This window comes from Alphaproteobacteria bacterium (assembly GCA_016124955.1).
In the GTDB taxonomy this organism is placed as follows: domain Bacteria; phylum Pseudomonadota; class Alphaproteobacteria; order UBA9219; family RFNS01; genus RI-461.
Window position 1 is genome coordinate 1 of record WGMR01000007.1, and the last position, 26141, is coordinate 26141.

Genomic DNA, 26141 nt, shown 5'->3' on the forward strand with positions numbered 1-26141 from the left:
CCTGCCGGACGGCTATTGGTCGGATTACAGTTACGGCTTGCCGATCACGACCGTTCATCCGAACGATAACCGTGCGATCCATTGGGGCGCCGACGATTACGGGGTTGCGGCTGTGTACTACACGAAAAGCAGCCTTGGTTCGCATGGCCGCATGGGCAGCATGCCGAATGTTCCCGGCTATTGGGCGCATTCGCAGGAATCGTTCTACAGCGTGAACGGCGCCGTGGCGCAATGCCAATCGAATGGCCAGTGGAAGATATACAACCGCTGCTATGCAGCGACCGTGCAGGTCGGCCGTACCAGCAGGCAGATCACCAAGTGTGAATAAGACGAGAACCGGACGGCTTCGCGGACATGTTTGCGTTAAGTTCTTACCGCGCGCGCGTCACGCGCAATAAAATTATGGTAAATTTTGTGCGCGGCGGGTTTTTTGCCGTTATTCCGCTGGACATAAAAAAGCTCTGTTCTACAACGTGATTTACGTTTGTGCGGTCATGTTTGATCGGCATGCCGCGTGACGATTTTTAAAGGAGACATGGTTATGTACACCGGTTTAAGCAGGGTCGTTGTTTTTTCCATTGTCGCCGTTCTTGCGCTTTGCGCGGCGCTTGCGCTTCCCGCCCCGGCCCATGCTGGAAAAAATCCGAACCGGAATCATCACCATGACAATCATCATTATGACGACAATCTGATTTCGCGTTACTTCGGCAACTATCCCTATCAGGGCGATTACCGGCTTTGCGGCCGCGGCAAGCCGGGTAAATATTCAACCGTGATTTGCCCCAAGGGCTGGCACTACCAGGAGCCGCTTCGTTTCACGCATCAGAACAAGCATTTCTGCTATATCGTCGAAAACCATTCCCGGAAAACCTATTTCGTGCCCATGCGCACCAACCGGGAGTGGGAAGCGTTCCGCAAGAATTGCCCGCGCGACATCGTCATCAAACCTTGTCCGACCGAGCCGCCGGATGCGATCGACGGCGTTTGCGGCACGGCGAACGGCGAGACGCTTGAATGCGCGCCGACCGAAAACCTTTGCCAATCCGGCACGCCTTCGGCCCTGATGCCGACGGAAAACGGCTGGGCCTGGGATTGCCAGCCTTCGAACGGCGGCACGGTGGCCGGTTGCTGGGCGAACGACAAGAACCACCCGCCCGTGCAGGGCGCTTGCGGTCCGGCGAACGGCCAGACATTGAGCGCTGCGCCGGACAGCGAAAGCGCGCTGTGCAGCGGCGGCGCGGCGACAAGCGTTTCCGGCAACGGTCCGTGGAGCTGGAGTTGCATAGGCCAGCGCGGCGGCGGCGATGTGGATTGCACGGCGCCAAAGGCCGAACCGCCTCCTCCTCCTCCTCCGCAAAAGCAGACCAGCTGCACCGGCTGGCAGGGCACAGAAAACGTCTATTACCAGAACGCCGTTTCCATGCTGCATAACGCCGCGCGGATCGGTTGGGACGCCTGCGCCGCGCTGGCACGCGCCGCTTCGCACAGCAACGCAATAGCGGGAACCTATGTTCAGGCCCAATCGCACACGAAAACCGGTGATTGCCAGGTGTGGGTCATGCCCAGTTGGGCTTATGGCGCCACGGGCCGCCCGAACAATTGCAGCGGCTGTATCAACATGTTCTGCAAGGAACAGTAAGGCGAACGCAATTTAAGACATAAAGGCCGGCGCCCCGTACGGGGCCGGCCTTTTTGCTTTTACCCGGCTTGGCGGCGGGGGCGAAACGGTTTATGGCTAAGGCATGCCAGATAGCCAAGCCAGCCTGCGGTGCGCGCTTATCCGCCACGCCCTCGCTCTTAATACAAGCGGATTGAATCAGGGCACGTCGGGCAATCTTTCGGTGCGCGCGGGCAAGAAGCTTCTGATCACGCCAACCGGAATAGCTTACGAAGACCTGAAACCCGCCGATTTGCCGCTTATGGCCATGGACGGCACATGGCAGGGCCGCTATGCGCCTTCAAGCGAATGGCAGATGCATAGCGATATTCTGCGCGCCCGCCCGGATATGAACGCGCTTGTGCATGCGCACCCCGTCTATGCCACCGCGCTCGCGATCAACCGCATGGATATACCGGCCGCGCATTACATGGTGGCGGCCGCAGGCGGCAGCAATATTCGCTGCGCGCGCTATGCCACCTATGGCAGCCCGGAGCTTGGCGCGGCGGCGTGCGAGGCGCTGGAGGGGCGCAATGCCTGTTTGCTTGCGAACCATGGCATTGTTGCGCTCGGGCAGACGCTTGAAAAGGCCATGTGGCTGGCGGTCGAGGTGGAGGCGGTGGCGCGGCAATATCTTCTGGCGCTGAGCGTGGGCAGGCCCGTATTGCTCGATGCCGCGGAAATGGCGCGCGTTCTGAAGAAGTTCGGCAATTACGGGCCGCGGAAAAAGGGCCGCACATAAACAGACCGCCCGGCCAGATATATCTAAGTCTATGATATTAAATGATATTCAACTTTGCAAGCCGCGGGGTTTTGCAAATAAAAGCATGCTTGACGGCGCGCCCGCCCGGCGGCTAGATTGTGCCCGCGTAATAGCATGCTGGTACAGCAAACCAGCAGCGACAGGCCAGAAGCGGCGGTGCCCGGCAAGCAACGGGCGCCTTGCCGTTTTCGGGCCCGGCGGCGGAATGAAAACGGGAACGATAGAAGGGTGTGGGGGTTGACATGGGCGAGATGAACGACAGGTTGCGGATCGCGATCCAGAAAAACGGGCGCATGGCGGAAGGCAGCATCGATCTGCTGAAGCGTTGCGGGCTGCATATTTCGTATGGCCGCAACGATCTGTATTGCCGGGTCAACGAGTTGCCGGTCGATTTGCTGCTCGCGCGCGACGACGATATTCCGAATTTCGTGCAAACCGGCATTTGCGAATTCGGCATCGTCGGCGACAATGTGCGGCGCGAATATGCGCTGAAGAACAATCTGGGCGACGAACCCGCCGCCGTCATGCCGCTGAATTTCGCAAGCTGCCGGCTTATGATCGCCGCGCCGGAAAACGGCCACCAGATGACGCTTCGGGAATTGAACGGCAAGCGCATCGCCACTTCCCACCCCGGCTTGCTGAAGGAATTTCTGGAACGCAACAATATGGAAGCGAAGATCGTTTCCATGCGCGGCTCGGTCGAGCTGGCGCCGCGGCTGAAGCTGGCGGAAGCGATTTGCGACCTGGTTTCGACCGGGGCGACGCTGGCGGCCAACGGGCTCGCGCCCGTTACGCAGGTGTTTACGTCTGGCGCCGTGCTGATCCGCACGCCCGGCACGCTGCCGGCCGCCAAGCAGGCGATTTATGACCGGCTGGCGCAGCGTTTGCAGGGCGCGCTGACGGCGGAGCAAAGCAAATACATCATGCTCAATGCGCCCAAGGCCAGCGTCAAGGCGATCAGCGCGCTTTTGCCCGGCTGCGACGCGCCGACCGTGATCCCGCTTGAGGGGCGCGACGATATGGTGGCGCTGCACGCGGTTTGCACCAAAACGGTTTTCTGGGACATGATGGAGCGGCTCAAGGCCGCCGGGGCTTCGGGCATACTCGTGGTGCCTATCGAAAAGATGATGGCGTAGATGAAGATTATCAACTGGAGTGAACTTGATGGCGCGGCGCGGACGCAGGCGTTGCAGCGCCCCGCCGCCGCCACGTCCGATAATATTGCCGCTGCCGTGCGCGTGATTGTGCAAATGGTGCAGGCGGGCGGCGAACAGGCTTTGTTCGACCTGACCGAGAAATATGACGGTGTGCGGCTGCGTGCGCTGCGCGCTGATGCAGCCGAGATTGCGGCCGGCTGCGCCATGGTTCCGGCTGCGTTGCGCGCTGCGATCGATACCGCCGCCGCGAATATAGAAAAGTTCCATGCCGCGCAGAAGCCGCGGGATTACACGCTGGAGACCATGCCCGGCGTGCAGTGCAGCCAGCTTTGGCGCCCGCTTGGCTGCGCCGGGCTTTACGTGCCGGGCGGCACCGCGCCGCTGTTTTCGACCGTGTTGATGCTTGGCATCCCTGCGCAAATCGCGGGCTGCGCCGCGCGCGTGCTGTGTACGCCGCCGCAAAAAGACGGCGGCATAAACCCCGCAATTTTGTATGCCGCGCAGCGTTGCGGGATCGAAACGATTTATAAGATAGGCGGCGCGCAGGCCATCGCCGCCATGGCCTACGGGCTTGGCGGCGTGCCGAAGGCCGACAAGGTTTTCGGGCCCGGCAACGCCTATGTGACGGCGGCCAAGCAATGGGTGGCGCAGGACCCGTCCGGCGCCGCGATCGACATGCCCGCGGGCCCGAGCGAGGTGATGGTGCTGGCCGATGGCGGCGCGGATGCGCGCTTCATCGCCGCCGATCTGCTGAGCCAGGCGGAGCACGGGCGGGATTCGCAGGTGTTTTGCTGTGTGACCGATGCGGCGCTGGCGCAGGACATACAGCAAGCGGTGGACGCACAGCTGGCGGACTTGCCGCGCAAGGACATCGCAGCCGAAGCGCTGGCGCAAAGCCGTATCGTCGTCGTCGGCGATATGAAGGAAGCGATCGGCATCGCCAATGGCTATGGGCCGGAACATTTGATCGTTCAATGCGCGGGCGCGGAAGAAATCGTTCCGCACATCCGCAATGCCGGTTCGGTTTTCGTCGGCGCCTGGACACCCGAGGTTGTGGGCGATTACGCCAGCGGCACCAACCATGTGCTGCCGACCTATGGCGCGGCACGCGCCATAGGCGGGCTCGGCGTTGCCAGTTTCATGAAAAGCATGACGGTGCAGCAGCTGAGCCGCGAGGGGCTTGCGGCGCTCGGCCCCGTGGTGGCGACACTGGCCGAAGCCGAACAGCTTTCGGCGCACGGGCGCGCCGTGACGATACGTTTATCCGCAGAAGGGGAAAAGCCATGCGCAAAGCGAGCGTAGAACGCAAAACCAAGGAAACATCGATCAAGGTCAGCGTGAACCTTGACGGCAAGGGCGCGGGCAAGATCAACACCGGCATAGGGTTTTTCGATCACATGCTGATGCAGATCGCCTGCCACGGGTTGATCGACCTGAATGTCGAGGCCAAGGGCGATTTGCACATCGATGCGCACCACACGGTTGAGGATGTCGGCATTTGTATTGGTCAGGCGCTGCGCAAGGCGTGGGGCGACCGCAAGGGCTTGGTGCGCATGGGCACGGCCTATGTTCCGCTCGATGAAGCCTTGACGCGCACGGCGATTGATCTTTCCGGGCGGCCTTACTTCGTGTGGAACGTGGCCTTTACCGCGCCCAAGATCGGCGATTTCGATGTCGAGCTTGTGGAGGAATTCTTTAAATCGCTTTGTTTCAATGCGCAAATAAACCTGCACATCGAAACGCTTCATGGCCGCAACAACCACCACATCGCAGAAACGTGTTTTAAATCATGCGCCCGCGCGCTGCGTGCCGCCACGGCGGTGGACCCGCGCGCCAAGGCTGCCGTGCCTTCCACCAAGGGAACGCTTTGACCGGAGCGCGCGCATGACCCAGCGTATTGCGCTTATCACCTGCTGCGGGGCCAATTTCAATTCGGTGCGCTTTGCGCTTGCGCGGCTTGGCGTGCAGACGGAAGACACGACCGACCCGGCCGCGGTCGCGGCGGCCGATAAAATCATTTTGCCCGGCGTCGGCGCCGCCGCCGTTGCCATGCAGGCGCTTGAACGCCACGGACTTGTCGATGTTTTGCGCAACAACAAAAAACCGCTTCTGGGTGTGTGCGTCGGCATGCAGGTTTTGTATGAACGGTCGGAGGAAGGCGATGTCGCCTGTCTCGGCCTGCTGCCGGGCACGGTCGCCAGATTCCCGGAAACCGGCGCGGACGGCGCACGCTTGCGCGTGCCGCATATGGGCTGGAACAGCCTGAATATAAAGCGCGCGGGCGCGCTTCTGGACGGAATAGCGGACGGCGCATATGCCTATTTCGTGCACAGCTTCCGCGCGCCCGTTTCCGCCTTTACGATTGCCGAAAGCGATTACGGCGGGCCATTTGCCGCCGCCGTGCAGAAAGATAATTTATATGCCTGCCAGTTCCACCCGGAACGTTCGGCCGGCGTGGGCGCGCGGCTTTTGCGCAACTTTACGGAGATGCCATGCTGACGCGGCGCATCATTCCCTGCCTTGACGTTAAGGATGGCGTTGTCGTGAAGGGCATCGGTTTCCGCGACCACCGCGTTGTGGGCGATATCACCGAGCGCGCTGCGCTGTACAGCGCGCAAGGCGCGGACGAGCTTGTGTTCTATGACATCACCGCGAGCGCCGAGGGGCGCACGGTGGATTACGGCTGGGTCGAGCGCGTGGCGCGGCAGATCGACATACCCTTTTGCGTCGCGGGCGGCATCCGCAGCCTAGCGGCGGCGGAAAAAATCCTCGGGCGCGGCGCGGACAAGGTTTCGATCAATTCGCCGGCGCTGGAAAACCCCGCGCTGATCGGCGAGCTGGCGCTGCGCTTCGGGGTGCAATGCGTCGTGGTCGGGATCGACAGCAGGCAGGAAGAAGGCGGCTACCGCGTGTATCAATATACCGGCAGCGCCGAAAAAACCCGCGATACCGCGCGTGAAACCGCCGCTTGGGCGCATGAAGCGGCCGAGCGCGGCGCGGGCGAGATCGTTTTGAACTGCATGCGCGCCGACGGGCGCAAGGACGGCTATGACATTCCGCATCTGCGCGCGGTGCGCGCGGCCGTGAACATACCGCTGGTCGCTTCGGGCGGCGCGGGCAGGCTTGAGCATTTTGCGGATGCGTTCACGCAGGCGGACGCCGATGCCGCGCTGGCCGCCAGCGTATTCCATGATAACCTGTTCACGATCGGCGAGGTGAAGGGCCATTTGCGGCGGGAAGGAATTGCGGTGCGGCTATGAGCGCGGGCGACAACAAGGGCACGGAAGGTTTTGATTGGGGCAAGATGGGCGGGCTTATTCCCGCCGTCGTGCAGGATGCGCGCACGGGCGCGGTGCTGATGCTTGGCTATATGAACCCGGATGCGTACGAAAAGACGCTTTCGACCGGGCTTGTGACTTTTTTCAGCCGCAGCCGCAACGCGCTCTGGACCAAGGGTGAAACTTCGGGCAACCACCTGCGGCTCGTGAAGATGGCGGGGGATTGCGATATGGATGCGATCCTCGTGCTGGCCGAGCCTTCCGGCTACACCTGCCATCTTGGCTTCACCAGCTGCTTCGATGCGCCCGCGCGCGAAAGCGGCGAAGCCGCGAAGGATGCGCCGTTCATGTTTTTGCGCAAGCTCGAAAGCGTGATCGCGCAGCGCGCGAACGATAAGCCGGAGGCCAGCTATACCGCCAAATTGCTGGCTTCGGGCATGCCGCGCGTGGCGCAGAAGGTGGCCGAGGAAGGCGCGGAAGCCGCGCTCGCGGCCGTGGCGGAGCCCGAGAAGCTGGCGAACGAAGCGGCGGATTTACTGTTCCACCTTCTTGTGCTTTTGAAGGCGGGCGGAAAAAACCTGGATGAAGTGATCGCGGTTTTGCAGGCGCGGCATAAGTAGCGCGCGATCAACGGAATACAATACTAAAAAATAATCAGATAACTTAGCCCGCAGGTGCAGGTTTGGGCGCGGTGTGCCAAGTGATGCGCGATTGCCGTTTTGCCGCCGAAGGTTCGTAATTCTGTTGACGCGCAAGGGTATGAGCCCAGCCACGAGGGCACCGATACCGCCAATACCCATCAGCCAGTTAACGGCGAGTGGAGCGGCAAGACCAAAGGCGCCCATTGTTAAGCCGAGGGCAAGACCGGCAACGAAAATTGAGCCAAACAGAACCAGGCGTCCTTGCGGCGTGGAAGTGAAATAATCAAGTGAACCGAATTTTTTCTCCTTGAATTCAGTTTCGGCATACTTATTGGTGATTTGTTCGTCCTTACCAACTGATTTTTTCACATTTTTGTTCGGGCTCATCGCCTTGACAATGTTGTAGATGCCGAAGGCGAGAAGCCCCAACCCGACAACGCCAAGCAAAGCCGGTGCTACGAAAGGCAGAAAGGCGGGGAACGCAGCCGCGCCGAACATCGCTGCGGTAGAAGCAGAAGATGCAGTTACCGCTGCCGTGCCCATGCCGAAATAGGCGGCGAAAGAAGCCCCAACACCCATAACGGTTGCGGCAATGCCGTACATCCCGCGAATGCCGCGGTCGGCGGCTGTTTGATAATCGGCGGTATGTTTGACGGGTGCGGGGGTTGTCATGTTTGCTCCGTAAAAAATCATTCTTAAAATTGGTAAGCGTGACTATACCAAATATAGAGCAGGTTATGTAACCAATTCCTTGATGTTTTAATTTCAAGACATTAACATATTGTTTTATATAAATAATTTTTTGATAAAATGGAGGCTAAATTTCCACCTGCGTGCCGAGTTCGAGCACGCATTTCGGCGGGATACGATAGTAATCGGTCGCGTTCTGTGCGCTGGCTGATAGCGCGATATACAGGCGCTCCTCGATCGGGCCAAGATCGGGCATGCGCGAGGCCAGCAGCGTTTCGCGGCTTAGGAAATAGGAAATATTTTCGGGATCGACCTGCAGCCCGTGTTCGGCGCACATGCGCAGCGCCTTGGGCACGTCCGGCCTATCGAGAAAGCCGTAATGTGCCACGACGCTGTAGCAGCCGTGACCGAGATCGGTCACCGCCACGCGTTCCTTGACCGGCCACCAGGGAATATCCTCGATTTTCAATGTCATGGCGATCACGCGTTCGTGCAGCGCCTTGTTGTGCTTGAGGTTGTAGAACAGCGCCTTGGGCATGCGCTCCACATCCGCCGTCATATAAACGGCGGTGCCGGGCGTGCGGTGGTACCCGGAAAGATTTTGCAGGAATTCCTGCATCGGCATCGCATCGCGGTATAGCTTGTTATAGAGAACGCGCCGCCCGTGCCGCCACACGGCGACCAGCGTGAACACCGTGCCGCCGACCACGAGCGGGAACCAGCCGCCTTCCGGAATTTTCATGAGCGTGGCGGTGAAGAAGGTAAAATCGAACAGCGAAAGCCCGCCGAACACCAGAACGGTTTTGCGCAGGCTCCATTTCCAGTTCAGCATCGCGACGCTGGCGACCAGAAACGAGGTGATCATGATCGTGCCGGTGGCGGCAACGCCATAGGCGGCGGCAAGTTCGCTGGACGAACCGAAGCCCAGCACCAGCAAAATAACGCCCGACATGATCAGCCAGTTGATGCGGGGAATGTAGATCTGGCCCTGTTCGGTGGGCGAGGTATGCAAAATCTGCATGCGCGGCAGGAAGCCGAGCAAGATCGCCTGCCGCGTCAGCGAAAATACGCCCGAGATAACGGCCTGCGAAGCGATGACGGTGGCCGCGGTGGCCAGCGCCACAAGCGGGTACAGGCCCCAATCGGGCGCCATGGCGAAGAACAGTTCGTGCGCCGCTTCGGGCTGGCGCAGCAACAAGGCCCCTTGCCCGAAATAATTGAGCACCAGCCCCGGCAATACCAGCATCAGCCACGCGTGGCGGATCGGATCGCGGCCGAGATGGCCCATATCGGCATACAGGGCTTCAACCCCCGTCACCGCCAGCACGACAAGCCCCATGGCGAGGAACAGATGCCACGGATCAAGCACCAGAAGGCGCAGCGCGTAATAGGGGTTGATCGCGAACAGGACCTGAGGTTGCTGCACGATCTGGCTGATGCCGAGCAGACCGAGCACGATAAACCACAGCCCCATAACCGGCCCGAACCACGAACCGACGCTGTGCGTTCCCATGCGCTGGAAGGAAAACAGCGCGACCAGGATCGCAAGCACGATCGGCACCACCGCATGATCGAACACCGGCGAAATGACGCCGAGCCCTTCGACCGCGCTGAGCACCGAAATGGCGGGCGTGATCAGGCAATCGCCGAAAAACAGCGACATGCCCGCGATGGCGAGCAGCAGAAACGCCTTGCGCCGCCGCGAATCCGGCCGGATGAACTTGCCCGCCAGCACACCAAGCGCCAGCGCGCCGCCTTCGCCGTTGTTGTTGGCGCGCAGCACCAGCGTGATGTATTTGATGGTGACAGTCAGCACCAGTGCCCAGAAAACCAGCGAAAGAATGCCGAGCACGCCGACATCGTCGATCGGCATATCGCCGATCGTGAAAACTTCGCGCATCGTATAAAGCGGGCTGGTGCCGATATCGCCATACACCACGCCGAGCGCCGCGAGGATCATGGTGCGTTTATCAGGGCGCGCTATTTTGTCGAAGCGCCTGCTGTAGCTGTTTTCGCTCATGCGCTAAAGGCCGGCCTTGTCATCGCCGCCTGCTGCATAGCGTACGGCATCACTCCAGCGGCGCTCAAGTTTGCGCAACATGCGGTAGGCGGTATCGAGCGCGGCGGCGTCTTCGGGGTTATCGAGCAGCGGCTGCGCCAGCTTCTTTTCAAGTTCGCCCAGCGTCGCCAGAACCTGCCTGCCCTTGTCTGTGAGGCGCAGGCGCGCGGAGCGCTTGTCGCGTGCCGAAGCTTGCCGGTCAACATAGCCGCCGGAAACGAGGTTTTTGAGATTATAGGAAGCGTTGGAGCCGAGGTAATAGCCGCGCTCGATCAAATCGCGCACCGAGATTTCCTCGTGCCCAATATTGCACAACATCATCACCTGGACCGGGCTGATATCGGTCACGCCGCTGCGGCCCATTTCGAGCCGCACGACGTCGAGGAAACGTCTATGCATACGTTCGATCAGGACCGGAAGGTCGGTCAGCATGGCATCTTGGGAAGCGGCTGGTGTCGGCATAATCTCAGCATAATATGCCCGCGCGCCAAATTCCACCACGCCAATGGGGCAAATACGCATTCTTGTGCCGTTTTGTTCGGCCCGCGCCCAATATCGTTCCGGATGCGGCATGAAGTGGCGTTATTGGCGCTTAACCGGGCGTTTACCTTCGTTGCTGCAAAATGGTGGTCACGCCGGAACGCCAGTTCTATACTTTAAAGACTCTCCTGCGGGGCGACCCTGCCCCCTTTTCCTAAAGCCCTCGAGGCCAGCGCCCATGAAAGCAACCCGTCCCGCAAACGCCGTATCCATCATGGCGCTTATGCTGGCAAGCGGGTTGCTTGCCGGTTGCGCCGACAGCCCGTGGAGCGAGAAAAACACCAGGCTGGACACCGACCCGGTGCTGCGGATCGCCGGCACCATGGAAAAGCAAGGCAACACGGCGATGGCCGCGCAGTTCTATGCCCGCGCGGCCGAACTGGACAAGGATAACCCGCGCCCGCTGATCGAATTGGCGCATATCGCGCAATCCGGCGGCGCGAACGACAGCGCGATCGAATATTACCGGAAAGCGATCGGGCTTGACGGCACCAATTATGCGGTGCGCGAAGATATGGCGCGCCTGCTTGTGGCGCAGGGACGCGCGGCCGAAGCGCGCGACCAGTACCGTATTATCATCGATGCGACGGGGGGCGACGCAAAGACGTTTTCCGCGCTCGGTGTCGCGCTGGACATGCAGGGACTGCATGGCGAGGCGCAGGAACAATACCGCCGCGCGCTGGCCAAAGACCCGAGCAGCGGCAACACGATCAGCAACCTTGCGCATTCGCTTACGCTTTCGAACAAGCCGCGCGAAGCGATTGCACTGCTTGCGCCGCTTGTGTCCGCGCCCGGCGCTTCGCCGCTGATGAAACAGAATTTGGCGCAGGCAAAGCTTTATGACGGCGACGATGCCGGTGCGCGCGAAACGCTGCTGGCTTCGGGCATGGCGCAGGATCAGGCGACGAAGACGATTGCCGCATGGAACCAGGAACGCAGCGGCGGCGGCAAAACCGCGCCCGGCGCCAGCGCGGGTGAAATGCATGAATTGCCGGTGCAAGTGATCGAGCCGCGCCCCGAAAACGCCGCGCCCGTACCGCCGCCGGAAAAGCTTGTACCTGCCGTTTCCGCGCCCAAGGCGCAAGAAGCCAAGCCCACGCAGGCCGGCGCGAAAGCCGAGCGCATTGTGCCGGCGCCGAAACAGCCACCTGCGGCCAAGATTTCCGAAAGCGTTGGCGCCAGCCTCGATGCCGATCTGGGGCTGTTTAAAACCCCGGAACAGGCGGATGCACGTATCGCTGCCGCCCGCAAATCGGCCAAAAACCCCGCTATAAGTTTTACCAAGCAAGCAACGGAAGGCGGCGCGCGCGTGCTGGCGACCGGGTTCGGCACGCTTGATGATGTGCAGGATTTTTGCGATGCGCTGGAAGCCGCAAACATGACCTGCGGCCTTACGCTGGGCGGCGAATAGCGTTTCCGCGTATATAGCCGGGATTGACGAGGCGGCGCCTGCGCGGCTAGTTGTTTTTCCTGAATGTCTCCAGAACCCTGATGGCCGCGGGGCCGACCAGCACCATGAACAGTGTGGGCAGGATGAAGATCATCATTGGGATGGTCAGCGTCGCGGGCAATTTGGCCGCCTTTTCTTCCGCCATCATCATGCGTTCGTCGCGCATTTCCGCCGACAGAACGCGCAGCGCCTGCGCAAGCGGCGTGCCGAAACGTTCGGTTTGGATCAGCGTATTGACCAGCGCGAGCACGCCTTGCAGCGCGATACGATCCGCCATCGCCTGCAGCGCCTTGCTGCGTTCGGGCATCAGGTTCAGCTCGACGCCGGTAAGGGCAAGCTCCTCCGCCAGCTCGGGCGCCGTATTGCCGATTTCCCGCGCCACGCGATCGAGCGTGGCATCGAGCGAGAGCCCAGCTTCGGCGCAAATGACCATAAGATCGAGCGCATCAGGCATGGCGCGACGGATGATTTCGCTGCGTTTCTTGGTTTTGGAGCGCAAAATAAAATCGGGCGCCATCCAGCCGACGAAGATCGCGCTGAGCAGGATCAGCAGTTTGACGCTGGATTGGGCTTCGATTGTGCCGGTGACGAAAGCTGCAAAAAAGGCCGCAACGCCGAGCCCGAGCCCGACCGCGACCTTGATAAACATAAAGATAACGACGGCATCGCGCCCGCGATAGCCGGCGCGGATCAGCTTTGTGCGCACCGCGCCAAGCACTTCATCGGTATTGAGTTGCAGCGCGCCCAGAACCTGTTTCATGAAATCGAGCTGCCTGACGTCCGGGCGGCGGGAAGCCTTTTTCGCCGCCACGGCCTCCAGCTCCTTGCGGCGCTCGCTGATGCTCTTCAGCCGCCGCTGCAAGGGATTGCGTTCGACGAAGGTAAACCATACGAGCGCGATCACGACCAACGCCGCGCCGCCGCCCAGCATGGCCATGGCATCGGGGTTATCGAGGTATTTTGAAAGGAATTTCGGCATGACGCGTTGCTCGTCTCCGCTGCTGAATGGCTAGAAATCGAAACGTATCATCTTGGCGATCACGCCGTGCCCGACCGCCATCAGGCCGAGACCGAAGAAAACAAGGTTGTTCCCGGCCTTGGTGGTGATGAGCGCAGAGACGTAATCGCGGCTGACGACGAACAGGATGATGAACATAACGAAAGGCAGCGCACCGATAATCATGGCGGAGGCGCGCGCTTCGGCCGACATGGCGCGGATTTTCAGCTTCAGCTGGCGGCGGCGGCGGATCAGCTCGGCCAGGTTAGCAAGCGTTTCCGCAAGGTTGCCGCCGGTTTCGCGCTGGATCGACATGGAAATGATCAGGAAGCGGAATTCCGGCGTGTTGATGCGTGCCGCCACTTCCCACATCGCATCATCGAGGCTTTGTCCGATGCGGACGGCATCGGTTATGCGGCGGAATTCTACCCCCACCGGTTCGGGCATTTCGCGGCCCACGGCCGCCATCGATTCGGTGACCGGCAGGCCGGAGCGCAGACCGCGGCACATGGTGTCGATCGCTTCGGGAAAATATTGCAGGAATTTCTTGACCCGCCGGTCGCCCATAAAGCCGATCACCAGATGCGGCAGCAAAACGCCGACGGCGATGCCGAACAGCGCCGAAGTACCGACGGTCTGATGCGCCACATGCTGCGTGACGAAGAAGCCTACCATGATCAGCAGGCCGGTGATCAGAAGATAGGAACCGATCGTGATTTTCTTGCCCGTACGTTCGAGCCGTGCGCGCAGTTTTTCGATGCGCGGCAAGCCGTTCTTCAAGAACTGGTCGAACATGGGAATGGCGCTGGCTTCGAAGCTGCGGCGCACCGAAAGCGGCTCTTCCCGTCTTTTGCGGTTGGGCGCGCGCTTGCCCGAAACGCGCTCGAGCCGCTTGCTGACGCTGTTATTCTTGTTCCCGCCCCCCATCATGATGAGCAGCAGAATGGCAACAACGGCGACGCCGCCGACGATGAGCGTCAGATCGGGGCCTTGCGCAGCAGCAGCGGCGGCATTCGTGGCCGCATCGACGGCGGCTTCGCCGGCGGCAATTTTCTTCGCCACCACAGGGCCGGCTTCAGCCGCGCCGGTCATTTCCGCTCCAGCGCCGTCGGCTTCTCGGCTATCGCATCGAGAAGCTGTCGGTCGAGGTTGAAGTATTGTGCCTTGGTGAGGAAGTGCGGGCGCAGGCCGTGATTCTTGAACTCGATCAGCAATTTTCCGTCCGGTGTTTCGCCCTTCAGTTCGGTCGTGAACAGGTCTTGCATGGTGATGACATCGCCTTCCATGCCCACAATCTCGCTGATATGGGTAATGCGGCGCGACCCGTCGCGCATGCGGCTGACCTGTACGATCATATCAATGGCCGAAGCGATCTGCATGCGGATCGCGCGCGGCGGCAGGCTGACGCCGCCAAGCCCGACCATGTTTTCAAGGCGCATCAGCGCTTCGCGCGGGCGGTTGGCGTGGACGGTGGAAAGCGAACCATCGTGGCCGGTATTCATGGCTTGCAGCATGTCGATCGCTTCGCCGCCGCGGCACTCGCCGACGATGATGCGGTCGGGGCGCATACGCAGGGAGTTTTTCAGCAAATCGCGGATCCCGATCTCGCCGTCGCCTTCGAGGTTGGCGGGGCGGGTTTCCAGCCGCACCACATGCGGCTGCTGCAGCTGCAGTTCGGCCGCGTCTTCGATGGTGACGATACGCTCGCCGTTGTCGATCATTTGCGACATGGCGTTAAGCAGCGTGGTTTTGCCCGAACCGGTACCGCCAGAAATGATGATATTGCAGCGCGCGCGCCCGGCGATGCGCAGCACCGTCGCCATGACGGGCGAGATGCTGCCGAACTTGATCATGGTGTCGAGCGTGATTTTTTTCTTGGAAAATTTACGAATGGTAATGGTCGGCCCATCGATCGCCAGCGGCGGGATGATGATGTTGACGCGGCTTCCGTCCGCGAGGCGCGCATCGCACAGCGGCGAACTTTCGTCGATGCGGCGGCCCATGGCGGTCACGATGCGGGTGGCGACCGTCATGACATGGCCGTTATCGCGGAATTTCACGTTGGAAAGGGTCAGTTTGCCGCGCTCTTCCGTATAAATCTGCTTGGGGCCGTTGACCATGATTTCGGTGATGTTTTCGTCGTTCAGCAACGGTTCCAGCGGGCCGAGACCGAGCATATCGTCGATCATGCGGACGACCAGCTCCTGCCGTTCGCCCGCGTTCAGGTGGATCTTGTTTTCGCTCAGAAGCTCGGTCACCAGATCGGTGACGTCGCGCATCAGTTCGGCGCGGCTGACGCGCGCGGCGGCCGAACTGTCAATGCGCTGCAAAAGCAAGGGCTGGATCTTGTTCTTTGCGCTGTCGATTGAATTGTTGTTGCTGACGGCGCGGCGCTTTTCCTGCCCTTCGCTGGTCGCCACCGCGGCCAGGATCGCGGCTTCGGCCGCCGGGGCCGCGGGTCCTTCGCTGTCCTCGTCACCCTCTTCGCCCGGTACCGCAGAAGCGGCACGCGGCGATGCATCGGGGGCCGGCGCGTGGCCCGCTTCCTTGTGCGCGATCGCCAGCAGGCCGTTGACCAGCGCGGTGATAAGATCGCGCTGGTCGAGCCAGTTCAGCTCGACCTTTTTCTGGAACAGATGCTCGACCGTCAGGTCCTTGGCGGCGTGCGCGATTTCGGCGCGCGGCAGGCGCAGCGCCTTTTCAGGCGGAATGCGGGTACGCAGCGCCGGCATCAGCTCGTCGCGCAGCGTGCCGATCGTCATACCGGTTTTGCCGCCGCCGTCAGCCGGTGTCATTTATCCTTGCCTCCGAGCAGCTTGCTCATGAAGCCACTTTTGCCGGTTTCCTGCTTTTTCATGCCGGTTATATGTTCGGCGATCGCGCGGATTGCCTGCGCGCTCGGTGCCTGCGGCGTTATGGACGCAAGCGCCCGGCCGCTGTTGGCGGCATCGTTGGCCACCTTGCTGTCTTCGGGAATGACGAAGGATATTTTGTCCTGGATGCCTTTTTCGAAGGTGGCTTTATCGACCTGCGGCGGGCGGTCCTTGCCGTGGCGCGCGGTGACGATAAGCGGCGCGGTGGCGGCCGTTGCGCTTTGCGAGAGCATTTTGAGGCGCAGACAATCGCGGATTCCGAACAGCGATTGATCGCTGATCAGCAGGATGGCGTGCGCGAGGCCGAGAATGCGGCGCTGCGAGGAAACCAGGCTGCGCGGCAGATCGACGATCACGTAATCGAAGTTTTCGCGCACCTCTTTCAGAATGGCATTCAGCGCGCCGGGATCAACCGGCACCGGGTCTTCGAGATTTTCTTCGGCGCTGAGCACCGAAAGCTTGTCTTCGGCGATGATCATGGAGCTGGCGATCATCAGGCTATCGACCCGGCTCGGGGAGCTCATGATGTCGCGCGCGCCGCGCCCGGGCTCGATATCGAGCGAAAGCGCCGCCGTGCCGAATTGCAGATCAAGATCGACCAGTGCGGTATTGAAGCCCTGCTCCTTGGCGAGAATCCACGCCATATTGACGGCGCAGGTGCTGGCACCGACGCCGCCGCGGCTGCCGATCACGAACACGAGCCGCGCTTCCTTGGGCGCAGCCGAAGCGGATGCGCGCGGCTTTTGTGCGAGCTGCACGACCTGCGAGAGCGTATCGGGCGCGAGCGGCTTGACCATATAATCCACGAGGCCGGTCTGGATGAAGGCGCGGTACATGCGCACATCGTTGACGCTGCCGGTGCCGATAACCTGGGCTTTCGGGCCGCACAAATTAACGAGCCGCGCCGCCGCCGCCGGCTGATCTTCCTGGCCGTCGAAATCGACAAGCACAAGCTTGGGCGGCGTCGCTTGCTGCGCCAGCAGGCTTGCGAGCATGTCGGGCCCGCCCGATTGCACGCAGGCTTCCGGCCAGCCTTGCTGCTTGGCCCAGGCGCGCAGCGTGGCGTTCGAATCTTCGTCGGTGACGAAAGCCATAAATTCGGGGTGGAGGATGTTTTCGCTGTCGCTCATTTCAGTATTACGCCCTGTCTGTCGCTGTCTGGTTCATGGGGTTACGGGGTTTTCTCGACCGTCGGATCCGGCAGGATCGAATTGGGCGGCGAGGTTGGGTCATGCAGGCCATAGGGCACGTCCCAGCGGTAACGCAGCACCGAATTGGCCGCCTTTTTGGCGTCGGTCGGGCCGAGCTCGCCGCCATCGATCAGATCTTCCGGGTCTTCGACCATCATGGCGAGGTTGCGCGCATTGGCGCAGCCAAGCGAGGGGATCGGCTGGTTATCGACCGGGCTGACGATATAGGTGCGCCAATCGGCACAGGTCGGCGGTACGGCGACGAACGTCCCCTCTTCCGCCGTGCTCGGCATCACCATGATGCGGTAATCCGGGTTCACGGTTTTGGTCTTCAGGCTTTCGAAGCAGCCGGAAAGCAGCATCGTTGCCGTTACCAGCGCCAGCGCGCCGAGCAGGTGATGTATGTGCTTGATCGGGGTGGTGGCCATGGTCTTTTACTCCACGATAAAGCCGCCGGCCTGCACCGGGGCGGATACGGGTGGTTGCGCGGTCACAGCGGCAGCGACGGGCGCGCCGCTCATGTTGCGCGACATCGGGTCGCTGGCGACGCGGCGCAGATCGAGCAGGCGATCGGTTTCTGTCGGCGGCGCGTAGCCGTCGGTCGGCATCGCGAGCTGCTGGGTGCTTGTGGGCTTCACGAGATAGGGCGTGACGATGATCACGAGCTCGCTTTGATCGTTCTGGAAGCTTGTGGAACGGAACAGCGCGCCGAGCACCGGCATATCGCCGAGGAAGGGAAATTTCCGCACGCTCTGGTTCTGCGAATTGGAAACCAGCCCGGCGATGGCGAAGCTCTGGCCGCTTGCGACCTCGACCGTGGTTTCGGCCCGGCGCACGCGCAGCGAGGGGATCTGCAGGTTGGCCAGAACCACCGCGCCTTCGCTCGAAAGTTCGCTCACTTCGGGCCGGACCCTGAGATTGATGCGGTTTTCGTTGACCAGTGTCGGCGTGAAAGAAAGCTTGATGCCGTAATCCTTGAACTGGACCGTCAGGGTCTGATCGTCCTGCGGCACGATGACGGGAAATTCCCCGCCCGCGAGGAAGTAGGCGGTCTGGCCCGACATCGCGGTCAGGTTCGGTTCGGCCAGAAGGCTGATCAGCCCGTCGGACGCCAGCGCATCGATGAAGCCGTTGATATCGGCATTATTGCCGTTGGCGAAGTTGAAGCCAAGCACGTTGGCTTCGTTCGGCCGCGACACGTTGATGCCGAACGGCCCCGTGGGCACTGCCGTGGTGCCGGTGATGAGCCCGAGCGCGAAATTGTTGCCGAGCTGGAACGCATTGCTCCAGTTGATGCCGAACTGCTTGGTGACGTCGCGCGATATTTCCGCGACGCGCACGCGCAGATGGATCTGGTTGGAAGACTGAATACGCAGCCGGTCGATAATCTCGCCCTTGTCCGGGATATAGCGCGCGGCGACGCGGTGCGCATCTTCGGCTGCGCCCGGATCGGCGACATCGCCGGTCAGCATGATGCCGTTGGGCACGGCCGCGACCTGGATGTTGTTGCCGGGCAGCAGCACATCGAGCGCGTGGTGAATATCTTCGAGGTTGAGCGTGACGCGCACCGCGCGTTCCAGCATTACGGCGCCGGCTTCGGTCACCGCCAGCAAGGTGGTTTCCCCGACCTTTTTGCCGAACACCATGACGGTGGTGGGCGACAGGACCTGGATGTCGGCGATTTCGGGATTGGCGATCGACACCGAGCCTGCCGGGTTGGCGAGCTGAAGGGTTTCGCCGCGGTCGATCATGATTTCGAGCGCGCCGCCGCGCGCCGCCATGGCCTGCCCCGGCAACGCCAGCAGCAGTGCGAAAAGCAGCGTGGCCAGCAGGGCGCCTGCGCCCTGCGGTGCGATCCGGCTTTGTTTCATCGTCTCTCTCCTCATGCCGCGCTCCGTCAACGCTGTTCGAATGTCATTTCGCCGGTCTCGCTGCCGCGCAGCACTTGCACCCTGCGAATAATAAGCTTGGGCGTGGGCAGAACGTTGCTGACGTCGCTATCCCATGTACGATCCTTGCCCCCGCCCTGCAGCGCGGTTTCGGGGATCAGAAGGCCGCTGATGACATCTTCGGCGGTTTCGCCGCTTGCGTTCGCGGCTTCGCCCGCCGCCCGCTCTTCGGTCAGGACCGAGCGCAGCACAAGCGCCAGCGTGCCCCAATCAGCCATCAGCGCGACCTTTTCGGCGTCCTTCGGCGTGACTTCGAGCGTCGCGACATCGGCCAGCTTGGGCTCCTTGGCCTGATCGTCGATTTTTTGATCGAGCGCGAGCACGCGCGCGTTGGTCACAACGGTTTCGCTAAGCCGGCGCGTGGTCACGCCGCCATCGGTTTTCGGCACATCGACAAGATGCGTCAGGATTACATCGACCCGGTCGCCCGGGAATATAAGACCGGCAACGCCGGTCACCGGTGTCAGCTTGACCGAAATGGCGCGCATGCCCGGTTGCAGAACGACGGCCAAAAAGCCCTTTTCGCCCGGGCGCAGCACGCTGTTTTTCATGACCGGCTCGCCTTCGCGCACGCCCGACCGCACGACGGTGCCGAGAAAGCTTGCGAGTTCATATTCCGTATTGGCGACCATGCTGGCGGTTTGCGCCTCGGGCGGCCATTTTTGCCACTGCAGATCGTCTTCCTTGATAAGCGTGCCCGCAGGCAGGTTGCGCGCCGCGATCATGATCTGCAACGGCTCTTCCTCGGCCACCTGCTGGGGCTGTTCGCCGCTGCCCAAAATCTTGATCGCGACCACGGCGACCACGATCAGGATCAGCGAGCCGAGTAGGACGATTCTGCGGTTCATAACACGAACTCCTTTGTCACAACGTGATGATGGGCCAAGCGATCATGCCCAGCGTGGCAAGACCGCCAGCGGCAATCGCCACGCCGTACGGGATCGGCACCTTGGCGAGCTGGCCCATCGAAACCTTGTTGCCGGCAATCTGCTGGCGGCGGTAAGCCAGCGCGCCCATCGAAAGCGCGAGCAGGCCGCCGGCGATGCCGGTGATGACAAGCAGAACCCCGATATAGTTTGCGCCGGACCAAAGCGAGATTGCGGCCAGCATTTTGACGTCGCCCGCGCCCGCAAGATTGCCGGAAAACATGGCAAGGCCGATCACGAGCACGAGTCCGAACACCATAAGGTTCTGTTGCCACATGATATCACTGGGCGCCGACAGAACGAACAGCGGAAACAAAAGGATCAGGGCTGCGCAGATCGCGTTGGGAATACGGAAGCGTCGCGCATCGATCACCGCAGCGATGATGATCAGGATCGCTGCGACGAGAAGAATGGACAGATGAAAGCTTGCGAATTCCGTAATCATGGCTCTCGGGATTCCGGGTTGTGAAACAAGGCCTTTAAACATAGAGGCGTGATGGTTAACGACAGTGTCGCAAATTATTACTTAAGAGCCAATTAACGGCTCCGGCCCTTATTTTTCGGGCAATCCTGTGGCGCTTTCAGCACAGCGTTTTTAGGCAAAATTGTGCCCCCGCCACGCGCACGAAAATTACGCCCGGGATCGAAATGACAGAGTGAAAATAAGCAGAAATGCAAACGGCCCGAAAGCCCGGGCCGCAAGCCTTGGCACGGGAAACCGGGCTTTAGCTGGAAAGCGCGTTCTTGATGGTTGTGAAGGTGTTGTTCAGCGCGGTCGCGACCTCGCCAAGGGCGGCTACGATGCCAACGGCGATAAGCGAGGCCAGCAGGCAATATTCGATTGCGCTGCCGCCATTTTCTTCCGCAATAAAACGCATGATGGCGCTTTTCATGGTTAATAACCCTTGATAATGACTAAATAAAACCGGTTTCGAAACAGAATCCGGAAACGGTTTTAGGCGCGCCGCGGGGATTTGTACAGAAGATTATGAAGCTTGGGACACAAACGAAACGGGCCGGAAGGTTTCCCCGCCGGCCCGTACGCACTAACCTATTATTACTTAAGAGCTATTAGAACTATTACGAGGAAGAGGGCGCAACGAGCTTGCCCTTCACGGTCGTGAAAGTATTGTTCAGCTCGGTGCCGACTTCGCCCAGGGCGACGACGATGGCGACCGAGATGAGCGCGGCGATCAGGCCGTATTCGATCGCGGTGGCACCGGATTCTTCTTTAACGAAACGGATCAAAAGGTTACGCATAATATCTCTCCATAAAAAGTTGTTTAAATAAGCACGTTTCAATCAAGTGTGCAGGGGGGTTATAACCGAAAAACAGGGGGGTCCGTCAACGCGGTTAATACTTTCATAAAAAGATTCGTGGAAGAACAAGCGGTTGCTGTAGGCGCATTAACCGCGCGGGCGGGAAAAATCATCAAAAACAGCGCCGGGCGGCCGTGCGCAGGCAAAAAAACAGGCGGCCCCCGAAGGAGCCGCCTGCAATTTTCCAGTCCGTTCCACCAAAGGAGCGGGGCGCGGCCCGTGGGCCCGCCGCCGGTATTACGAGCTCGAGCCGCCCGTCAGCTTGGTTTTCACGGTGGTGAAGGTGTTGTTCAGCTCGGTGCCGACTTCACCGAGCACGACAACGATGGCGACCGAGATGAGCGCTGCGATCAGACCATATTCGATCGCGGTGGCACCCGTTTCTTCGCGGAGGAATCTTTGCAAAATATGTTTCATGCTCTCTCTCCCTTCGAAAGTTTGGCCTTCATGTAAAATAGTGTGCACGTGGACTATAACGCAGTATGATTAAAAACCCGTGAAGCGCATGCAAGAAACCAGCCTGTAGCAAGGGTTTATGGATTGTTTGACAAAAACTTTCGGAAAATTTTCGCGGCATGTTCGCGTATATTTTTTGCCCCGATGAACCCGTACAAAGCGAAACGGCGGGCCGGCATGAAGCCGGCCCGCCGCGCTTGGCGTCTCAACCATCAACGAAGGGCATGAAGCCTCTCGTCGTTATTACTCGGCTTACGAGCTCGAGCCGCCCGTCAGCTTGGTCTTCACCGTGGTGAAGGTGTTGTTCAGCTCGGTACCGACTTCACCGAGCACGACAACGATGGCGACCGAGATGAGCGCTGCGATCAGACCATATTCGATCGCGGTGGCGCCGGTTTCTTCCTTAATAAAACGAGCTAATACTGTACGCATGATATATCTCCTTCGTTAGATGGAACGACTGGACGCTCCAAGTAGGTTCAGATTATCCTGAAAGGCTTAAAACCGGGTAAAAAAACCAATAAGAAACAATGAGTTAATGATTGCAACTTGCGGCCAAATTCATTTTAAATTCGAACAATAACGATTGATTAGCCAAGAAATTTAACCCTAATACGGGGTTATGGGGCCGCGCCGGGGCAGGCCGCGTCAAGAAAGCGGTAAGATTTTTTCAGGGGAGCTTTCACATTTTTCGGGCGGCGGGGGCGCTAGCCTTCGCGCCACCAGCTTTCGAGCACGAATCCATAAAGCGGCATTTCGGCCGGGTGGGCGATGCCTTCCCAGCTGGCGACATAATCCACGCCCAAATAATAGAGCGGCACGGTATAGAAACCCCAGAGCAGGATGCGGTCGAGCGCGCGCGCGGCCGCAATCAGCGCGGTGCGCGAAGAGGTGAGGGGGATCGCGCGGATCAGCCGGTCAACCGCTTCGCTTTTCACGCCGGGATAATTGCGGCTGCCTTTTTGATCCGCCGCACGGCTGCCCCAATAGACCTGTTGTTCATTGCCGGGCGACAGGCTGTTGAACCAGGACACGCTTGCCATGTCGTAATCGAACTGCGTCAGGCGCGCGGCATATTGCGCGCCGTCAGCGGTACGGACGGTCACTTTGATACCGAGCGGCGCGAGCCCGCGCGCGAAAGCAAGCGCGATTTTTTCGTCGGCCGGATCGCCGAGCAAAAGTTCGAACGCGACCGGCACGCCCTTGGGCGTGACAAGTTCGCCAAAACGCAGCGTATAGCCCGCGGCGCGCAGCTTTTCGCTTTGTTCGCGCAGTACGGGCCGCATCGCTTCCGGCCCGCCGGGATTTTCGGCGTCGCCCGGCGGAACGATGGCTTCGACCGGCAGGTTGAACAGACGCTGCGGCAAACCTTCCTGCAGCTGCGTCAGATATTTCAGTTCATTGGTGCCCGGCGTACCGGTGGCGGCAAGCGCGGAATTCGGGAAATAGCTGGCGGTGCGCTTGGCCATGCCGTAGAACAGCGCGCGGTTGACCCAGTTGAAATCGAAGGTAGAGGCGATCGCTTCCCGCAAGACCGGGTCCTGGAACAGCGGGCGGCGCAAGTTGAAAGCGAAGGCGCGCGCGACATCGGCGCGTTCGTTCTTCAGCAATTCCTGCTTGATCTTGCCCGAAGCCAGCGCGGAGGATTCGTAGGCTTCGGCCCAGCGCGCCGGATCGGTTTCCACGCGCACATCGGCTTGCCCGGCCTTGAAAGCCTGCAGCGCGACCGCGTCATCGCGGTAATAATCGAACACGATTTTATCGAAGTTATAGAGCCCGCGATTGGCCGGCAGGTCCGCCGCCCAGTAATCGGTCACGCGTTCATAGGTGATGGAGCGCCCGGGGTCCACCGCGGCGATGCGGTATGGCCCGCTGCCCACGGGCGGGGTCAGCGTGGTGGCGTTGAAGGTTTCGCTTTGCCAGTAATGCTTGGGCAGCACCGTCATCAGGCCGAAGATCAGCGGCAATTCGCGGTCGATCTTGCCGTCCGCATCCGGCGTGAACGTGAAACGCACCGTGCTGCGATCGAGCTGTTCGGCCTTCGCGCGCGCATAATAGGCGCGATGGTTGGGGCGGCCGAACTTGCGCAACGTTTGCCAGCTGAAGATCACGTCGGCTGCCGTCATCGGCACGCCATCGTGCCAGCGCGCGCGCTTGTCGAGGTAAATCGTCATGCTGCTGCGATCGGCCGGCACATCGACCCGCTGCGCGATCAGGCCATAGAGCGTGAAGGGCTCGTCGCGGCTCCGCGCCATCAGCGTATCGTATATGTAGGGTATGCCCGCCGCCGCCGCGCCGCGCACGATAAAGGGGTTGAGGCTGTCGAAGCTTCCGGTCTGGGCCATGTGCAGCGTGCCGTCCTTGGGGGCATCCGGGTTCACATAGTCAAAATGCTTGAAGCCGTCCGGATATTTCGGCGCGCCGTGCATGGCGATCGCATGCGCACCCGGCGGCGCATCGGCTGCAAGCGCGGGCACGGCGAGGAACAAAGCGGCGATAAGCAGGGCTGCGAGGCGGGGAAGCTGCATAGGCAATAAGTAATGCTATTTGCGCTTCGCGGCCAGCAAAAATTCCCGGTTGCCGTCGGCGCCCGTGATGGGGCTTGGAAGGATGCCGCCGACCTGCCAGCCTTGCTGGCCGAGCCAGCGCGCCACGGTATCGCATGCGGCGGCGTGGACCGCCGTGTCGCGCACCACGCCGCCGGGGCCGATATCGGTGCGCGCTGCCTCGAATTGCGGTTTCACGAGCGCGACCAGCGCCGCGCCCGGCGCCGCCAGCGCAAGCGGCGCGGGCAGGATTTCCGCAAGCGGCATGAAACTGACATCGGCCACGACAAGCTGCGGCGCTTCGGGCACGTGATCGCGCGTGAGTATGCGGGCGCTGGTCTTTTCGTGCAAAATTACGCGCGGATCGGCGCGCAATTTTTCGTGCAATTGATGTGTGCCGCTATCCACCGCATAGACCCGCGCCGCGCCGCGCTGCAAGAGCACATCGGTGAAACCGCCGGTGGAGGAACCGACATCGAGGCAGACAAGGCCGGCGGGATCGACGGCAAAGTGATCGAGCGCGGCCGCGAGCTTGATGCCGCCGCGCGAAACATAGGGATGCGGCTTTTCCCGCAAATGCAGATCGTCTTCCGGCGCGACGGTTTCGGACGGCTTGTCGATGCGGCGCGTGCCCGCAAGAACTTCGCCGGCCATGATCAGCGCGCGCGCCTTTTTTTCGTCAGCCGCCAGCCCGCGCGCTACAAGGGCGAGATCGGCGCGCTGTTTTTTCATGCGCGCTATTTGCGCCGTTCCACGACGAAGCGCGCGACATCCTCGAGTGCGCCTGCGCGGCCGGAAAACACATTGAGATGCCTGATCGCCTGTTCCGACAACAGATGCGCTTGCGCCCGCGCGCGGTCGGGTCCGAGGATGGTGACGAAGGTGGCCTTGCCCGCGCCCGCGTCGCGGCCGACGGATTTTCCGGTTTCGGCTTCGGTGCCTTCGGCATCGAGCAGATCGTCGATGATCTGGAAAGCGAGGCCGAGATCGTGCGCGTAGTTGCGCAGCGCGTTATGGTTTTGTGCCGCCGCGCGCCCGAGAATGCCGCCTGCCACCGCGGAAAAGGCGATCAGATCGCCGGTTTTCATGCGCTGCAGCCGGGTGATGGCGCCGATATCGAGCGCGGTGGTTTCTGCGACGAGATCGAGCATCTGGCCGCCGACCATGCCTTGCCCGCCCGAAGCCTTGGCAAGTTCGGTCACCAGCGCGCAGCGCACATGCGGATCTTCGTGCGTCAGCGGATCGGCGAGAATTTCGAATGCCAGCGTCAGCAGCGCGTCGCCTGCAAGGATCGCGGTCGCATCGTCATATTCCTTGTGCACGGTGGGTTTGCCGCGGCGCAGATCGCTGTTGTCCATCGCCGGCAAATCGTCGTGGATCAACGAATAGCAATGGATGCATTCGACAGCCGTCGCGGCGCGCAGGGCGCAGCTTTCGTTGACGCCGAACAGCGAGGCCGAGGACATGACAAGAAACGGGCGCAGCCGCTTGCCGCCGCCGAGCGCGCCGTAGCGCATGGCATCGAACAAACGGTTTTCCGCGAGGCCGCCCTTGGGCAGCAGGCGGTCCATCGTGCGTTCGACCGCCGCGGCGATGTCTGTCATGGCGGTTGCGAGATCGGGATGGAGCGAGGGCATGGGCGGGGAACC

At 61.0% G+C, this 26141-nt stretch carries 27 protein-coding genes; 9 read left to right on the plus strand and 18 right to left on the minus strand.

Translation table 11 applies throughout. The features are described 5' to 3' along the window. The first annotated feature begins 535 nt into the window (after positions 1-535). From GC131_05880 to GC131_05915, 8 genes are all read left to right on the plus strand, one after another. A complete protein-coding gene (locus tag GC131_05880; GenBank protein ID MBI1273593.1) occupies positions 536-1639 on the plus strand; it encodes a hypothetical protein in 1104 nt (367 codons plus the stop codon). 103 nt (positions 1640-1742) lie between these two features. Further along, positions 1743-2399 carry a class II aldolase gene (locus GC131_05885; GenBank protein ID MBI1273594.1) on the plus strand — a complete coding sequence of 219 codons (657 nt, stop codon included), beginning with the start codon at positions 1743-1745 and terminating at the stop codon, positions 2397-2399. A gap of 272 nt (positions 2400-2671) precedes the next feature. After that, a complete protein-coding gene (locus GC131_05890; protein MBI1273595.1) occupies positions 2672-3556 on the plus strand; it encodes an ATP phosphoribosyltransferase in 885 nt (294 codons plus the stop codon). Next, positions 3557-4879: a histidinol dehydrogenase gene (hisD, locus tag GC131_05895; GenBank protein MBI1273596.1), complete on the plus strand. Its 1323-nt coding sequence runs from the start codon at positions 3557-3559 to the stop codon at positions 4877-4879. After that, complete coding sequence (gene hisB / locus GC131_05900; protein MBI1273597.1) at positions 4861-5448, plus strand: imidazoleglycerol-phosphate dehydratase HisB; 588 nt, start codon at positions 4861-4863, stop codon at positions 5446-5448. The genes hisD and hisB overlap by 19 nt, the downstream gene beginning before the upstream one ends. Positions 5449-5461: 13 nt before the next feature. Further along, positions 5462-6076, plus strand: coding sequence for an imidazole glycerol phosphate synthase subunit HisH (gene hisH, locus GC131_05905; protein MBI1273598.1), 615 nt, complete (start codon positions 5462-5464; stop codon positions 6074-6076). Further along, positions 6070-6837 carry an imidazole glycerol phosphate synthase subunit HisF gene (gene hisF / locus GC131_05910; GenBank protein MBI1273599.1) on the plus strand — a complete coding sequence of 256 codons (768 nt, stop codon included), beginning with the start codon at positions 6070-6072 and terminating at the stop codon, positions 6835-6837. The genes hisH and hisF overlap by 7 nt, the downstream gene beginning before the upstream one ends. Next, on the plus strand, positions 6834-7475 hold the full coding sequence (locus tag GC131_05915) for a bifunctional phosphoribosyl-AMP cyclohydrolase/phosphoribosyl-ATP diphosphatase HisIE (protein ID MBI1273600.1): 642 nt from the start codon (positions 6834-6836) through the stop codon (positions 7473-7475). The genes hisF and GC131_05915 overlap by 4 nt, the downstream gene beginning before the upstream one ends. On the opposite strand, the gene GC131_05920 is transcribed toward GC131_05915, so the two are convergent. The 3 genes from GC131_05920 to GC131_05930 all read right to left on the minus strand — a co-directional run bounded on the left by GC131_05920 (position 7389) and on the right by GC131_05930 (position 10707). Beyond that, positions 7389-8168 (minus strand): hypothetical protein, encoded by a 780-nt coding sequence (locus GC131_05920; protein MBI1273601.1) that lies wholly within the window; start codon positions 8166-8168, stop codon positions 7389-7391. The two genes, GC131_05915 and GC131_05920, sit on opposite strands and share 87 nt — an antisense overlap. Before the next feature lie 145 nt (positions 8169-8313). Next, positions 8314-10206 carry a potassium transporter Kup gene (gene trkD, locus GC131_05925; protein ID MBI1273602.1) on the minus strand — a complete coding sequence of 631 codons (1893 nt, stop codon included), beginning with the start codon at positions 10204-10206 and terminating at the stop codon, positions 8314-8316. A 3-nt stretch (positions 10207-10209) separates the two neighbouring features. Continuing rightward, on the minus strand, positions 10210-10707 hold the full coding sequence (locus GC131_05930) for a winged helix DNA-binding protein (protein ID MBI1273603.1): 498 nt from the start codon (positions 10705-10707) through the stop codon (positions 10210-10212). Positions 10708-10750: 43 nt separating this feature from the next. Between GC131_05930 and GC131_05935 the strand changes: the two genes are divergently transcribed. Then, on the plus strand, positions 10751-12196 hold the full coding sequence (locus GC131_05935) for a hypothetical protein (GenBank protein MBI1273604.1): 1446 nt from the start codon (positions 10751-10753) through the stop codon (positions 12194-12196). Between the two features lie 46 nt (positions 12197-12242). Here the strand turns inward: GC131_05935 and GC131_05940 are convergent, their stop codons facing one another. From GC131_05940 to GC131_06010, 15 genes are all read right to left on the minus strand, one after another. After that, on the minus strand, positions 12243-13214 hold the full coding sequence (locus GC131_05940; protein MBI1273605.1) for a type II secretion system F family protein: 972 nt from the start codon (positions 13212-13214) through the stop codon (positions 12243-12245). Positions 13215-13244: 30 nt separating this feature from the next. Next, positions 13245-14324, minus strand: coding sequence for a pilus assembly protein TadB (locus GC131_05945; GenBank protein ID MBI1273606.1), 1080 nt, complete (start codon positions 14322-14324; stop codon positions 13245-13247). Beyond that, on the minus strand, positions 14321-15964 hold the full coding sequence (locus GC131_05950) for a CpaF family protein (protein ID MBI1273607.1): 1644 nt from the start codon (positions 15962-15964) through the stop codon (positions 14321-14323). The genes GC131_05945 and GC131_05950 overlap by 4 nt, the downstream gene beginning before the upstream one ends. Positions 15965-16023: 59 nt before the next feature. Next, on the minus strand, positions 16024-17235 hold the full coding sequence (locus tag GC131_05955; protein MBI1273608.1) for an AAA family ATPase: 1212 nt from the start codon (positions 17233-17235) through the stop codon (positions 16024-16026). Positions 17236-17276: 41 nt separating this feature from the next. Then, positions 17277-17723 (minus strand): hypothetical protein, encoded by a 447-nt coding sequence (locus GC131_05960; protein ID MBI1273609.1) that lies wholly within the window; start codon positions 17721-17723, stop codon positions 17277-17279. Positions 17724-17729: 6 nt separating this feature from the next. Next, positions 17730-19181: a type II and III secretion system protein family protein gene (locus tag GC131_05965; protein ID MBI1273610.1), complete on the minus strand. Its 1452-nt coding sequence runs from the start codon at positions 19179-19181 to the stop codon at positions 17730-17732. An 11-nt stretch (positions 19182-19192) separates the two neighbouring features. Next, on the minus strand, positions 19193-20092 hold the full coding sequence (cpaB, locus tag GC131_05970) for a Flp pilus assembly protein CpaB (GenBank protein ID MBI1273611.1): 900 nt from the start codon (positions 20090-20092) through the stop codon (positions 19193-19195). Between the two features lie 16 nt (positions 20093-20108). Next, entirely contained in the window at positions 20109-20657 is a 549-nt protein-coding gene (locus GC131_05975; GenBank protein ID MBI1273612.1) for a hypothetical protein, read from the minus strand. Positions 20658-20895: 238 nt separating this feature from the next. Continuing rightward, positions 20896-21063, minus strand: a complete 168-nt coding sequence (locus GC131_05980; GenBank protein ID MBI1273613.1) for a Flp family type IVb pilin — start codon at positions 21061-21063, stop codon at positions 20896-20898. Between the two features lie 187 nt (positions 21064-21250). Further along, the gene (locus GC131_05985) at positions 21251-21430 is read right to left on the minus strand and encodes a Flp family type IVb pilin (protein MBI1273614.1); all 180 of its coding nucleotides are present in this window, start codon (positions 21428-21430) and stop codon (positions 21251-21253) included. Positions 21431-21727: 297 nt separating this feature from the next. After that, positions 21728-21907 (minus strand): Flp family type IVb pilin, encoded by a 180-nt coding sequence (locus GC131_05990; GenBank protein MBI1273615.1) that lies wholly within the window; start codon positions 21905-21907, stop codon positions 21728-21730. Positions 21908-22198: 291 nt separating this feature from the next. Beyond that, positions 22199-22378, minus strand: coding sequence for a Flp family type IVb pilin (locus GC131_05995; protein MBI1273616.1), 180 nt, complete (start codon positions 22376-22378; stop codon positions 22199-22201). A 275-nt stretch (positions 22379-22653) separates the two neighbouring features. Continuing rightward, entirely contained in the window at positions 22654-24474 is a 1821-nt protein-coding gene (locus GC131_06000; GenBank protein MBI1273617.1) for an ABC transporter substrate-binding protein, read from the minus strand. Between the two features lie 15 nt (positions 24475-24489). Next, entirely contained in the window at positions 24490-25224 is a 735-nt protein-coding gene (locus GC131_06005) for a TlyA family rRNA (cytidine-2'-O)-methyltransferase (protein ID MBI1273618.1), read from the minus strand. 5 nt (positions 25225-25229) lie between these two features. Beyond that, positions 25230-26129: a polyprenyl synthetase family protein gene (locus GC131_06010; GenBank protein ID MBI1273619.1), complete on the minus strand. Its 900-nt coding sequence runs from the start codon at positions 26127-26129 to the stop codon at positions 25230-25232. Positions 26130-26141: the final 12 nt, after the last annotated feature.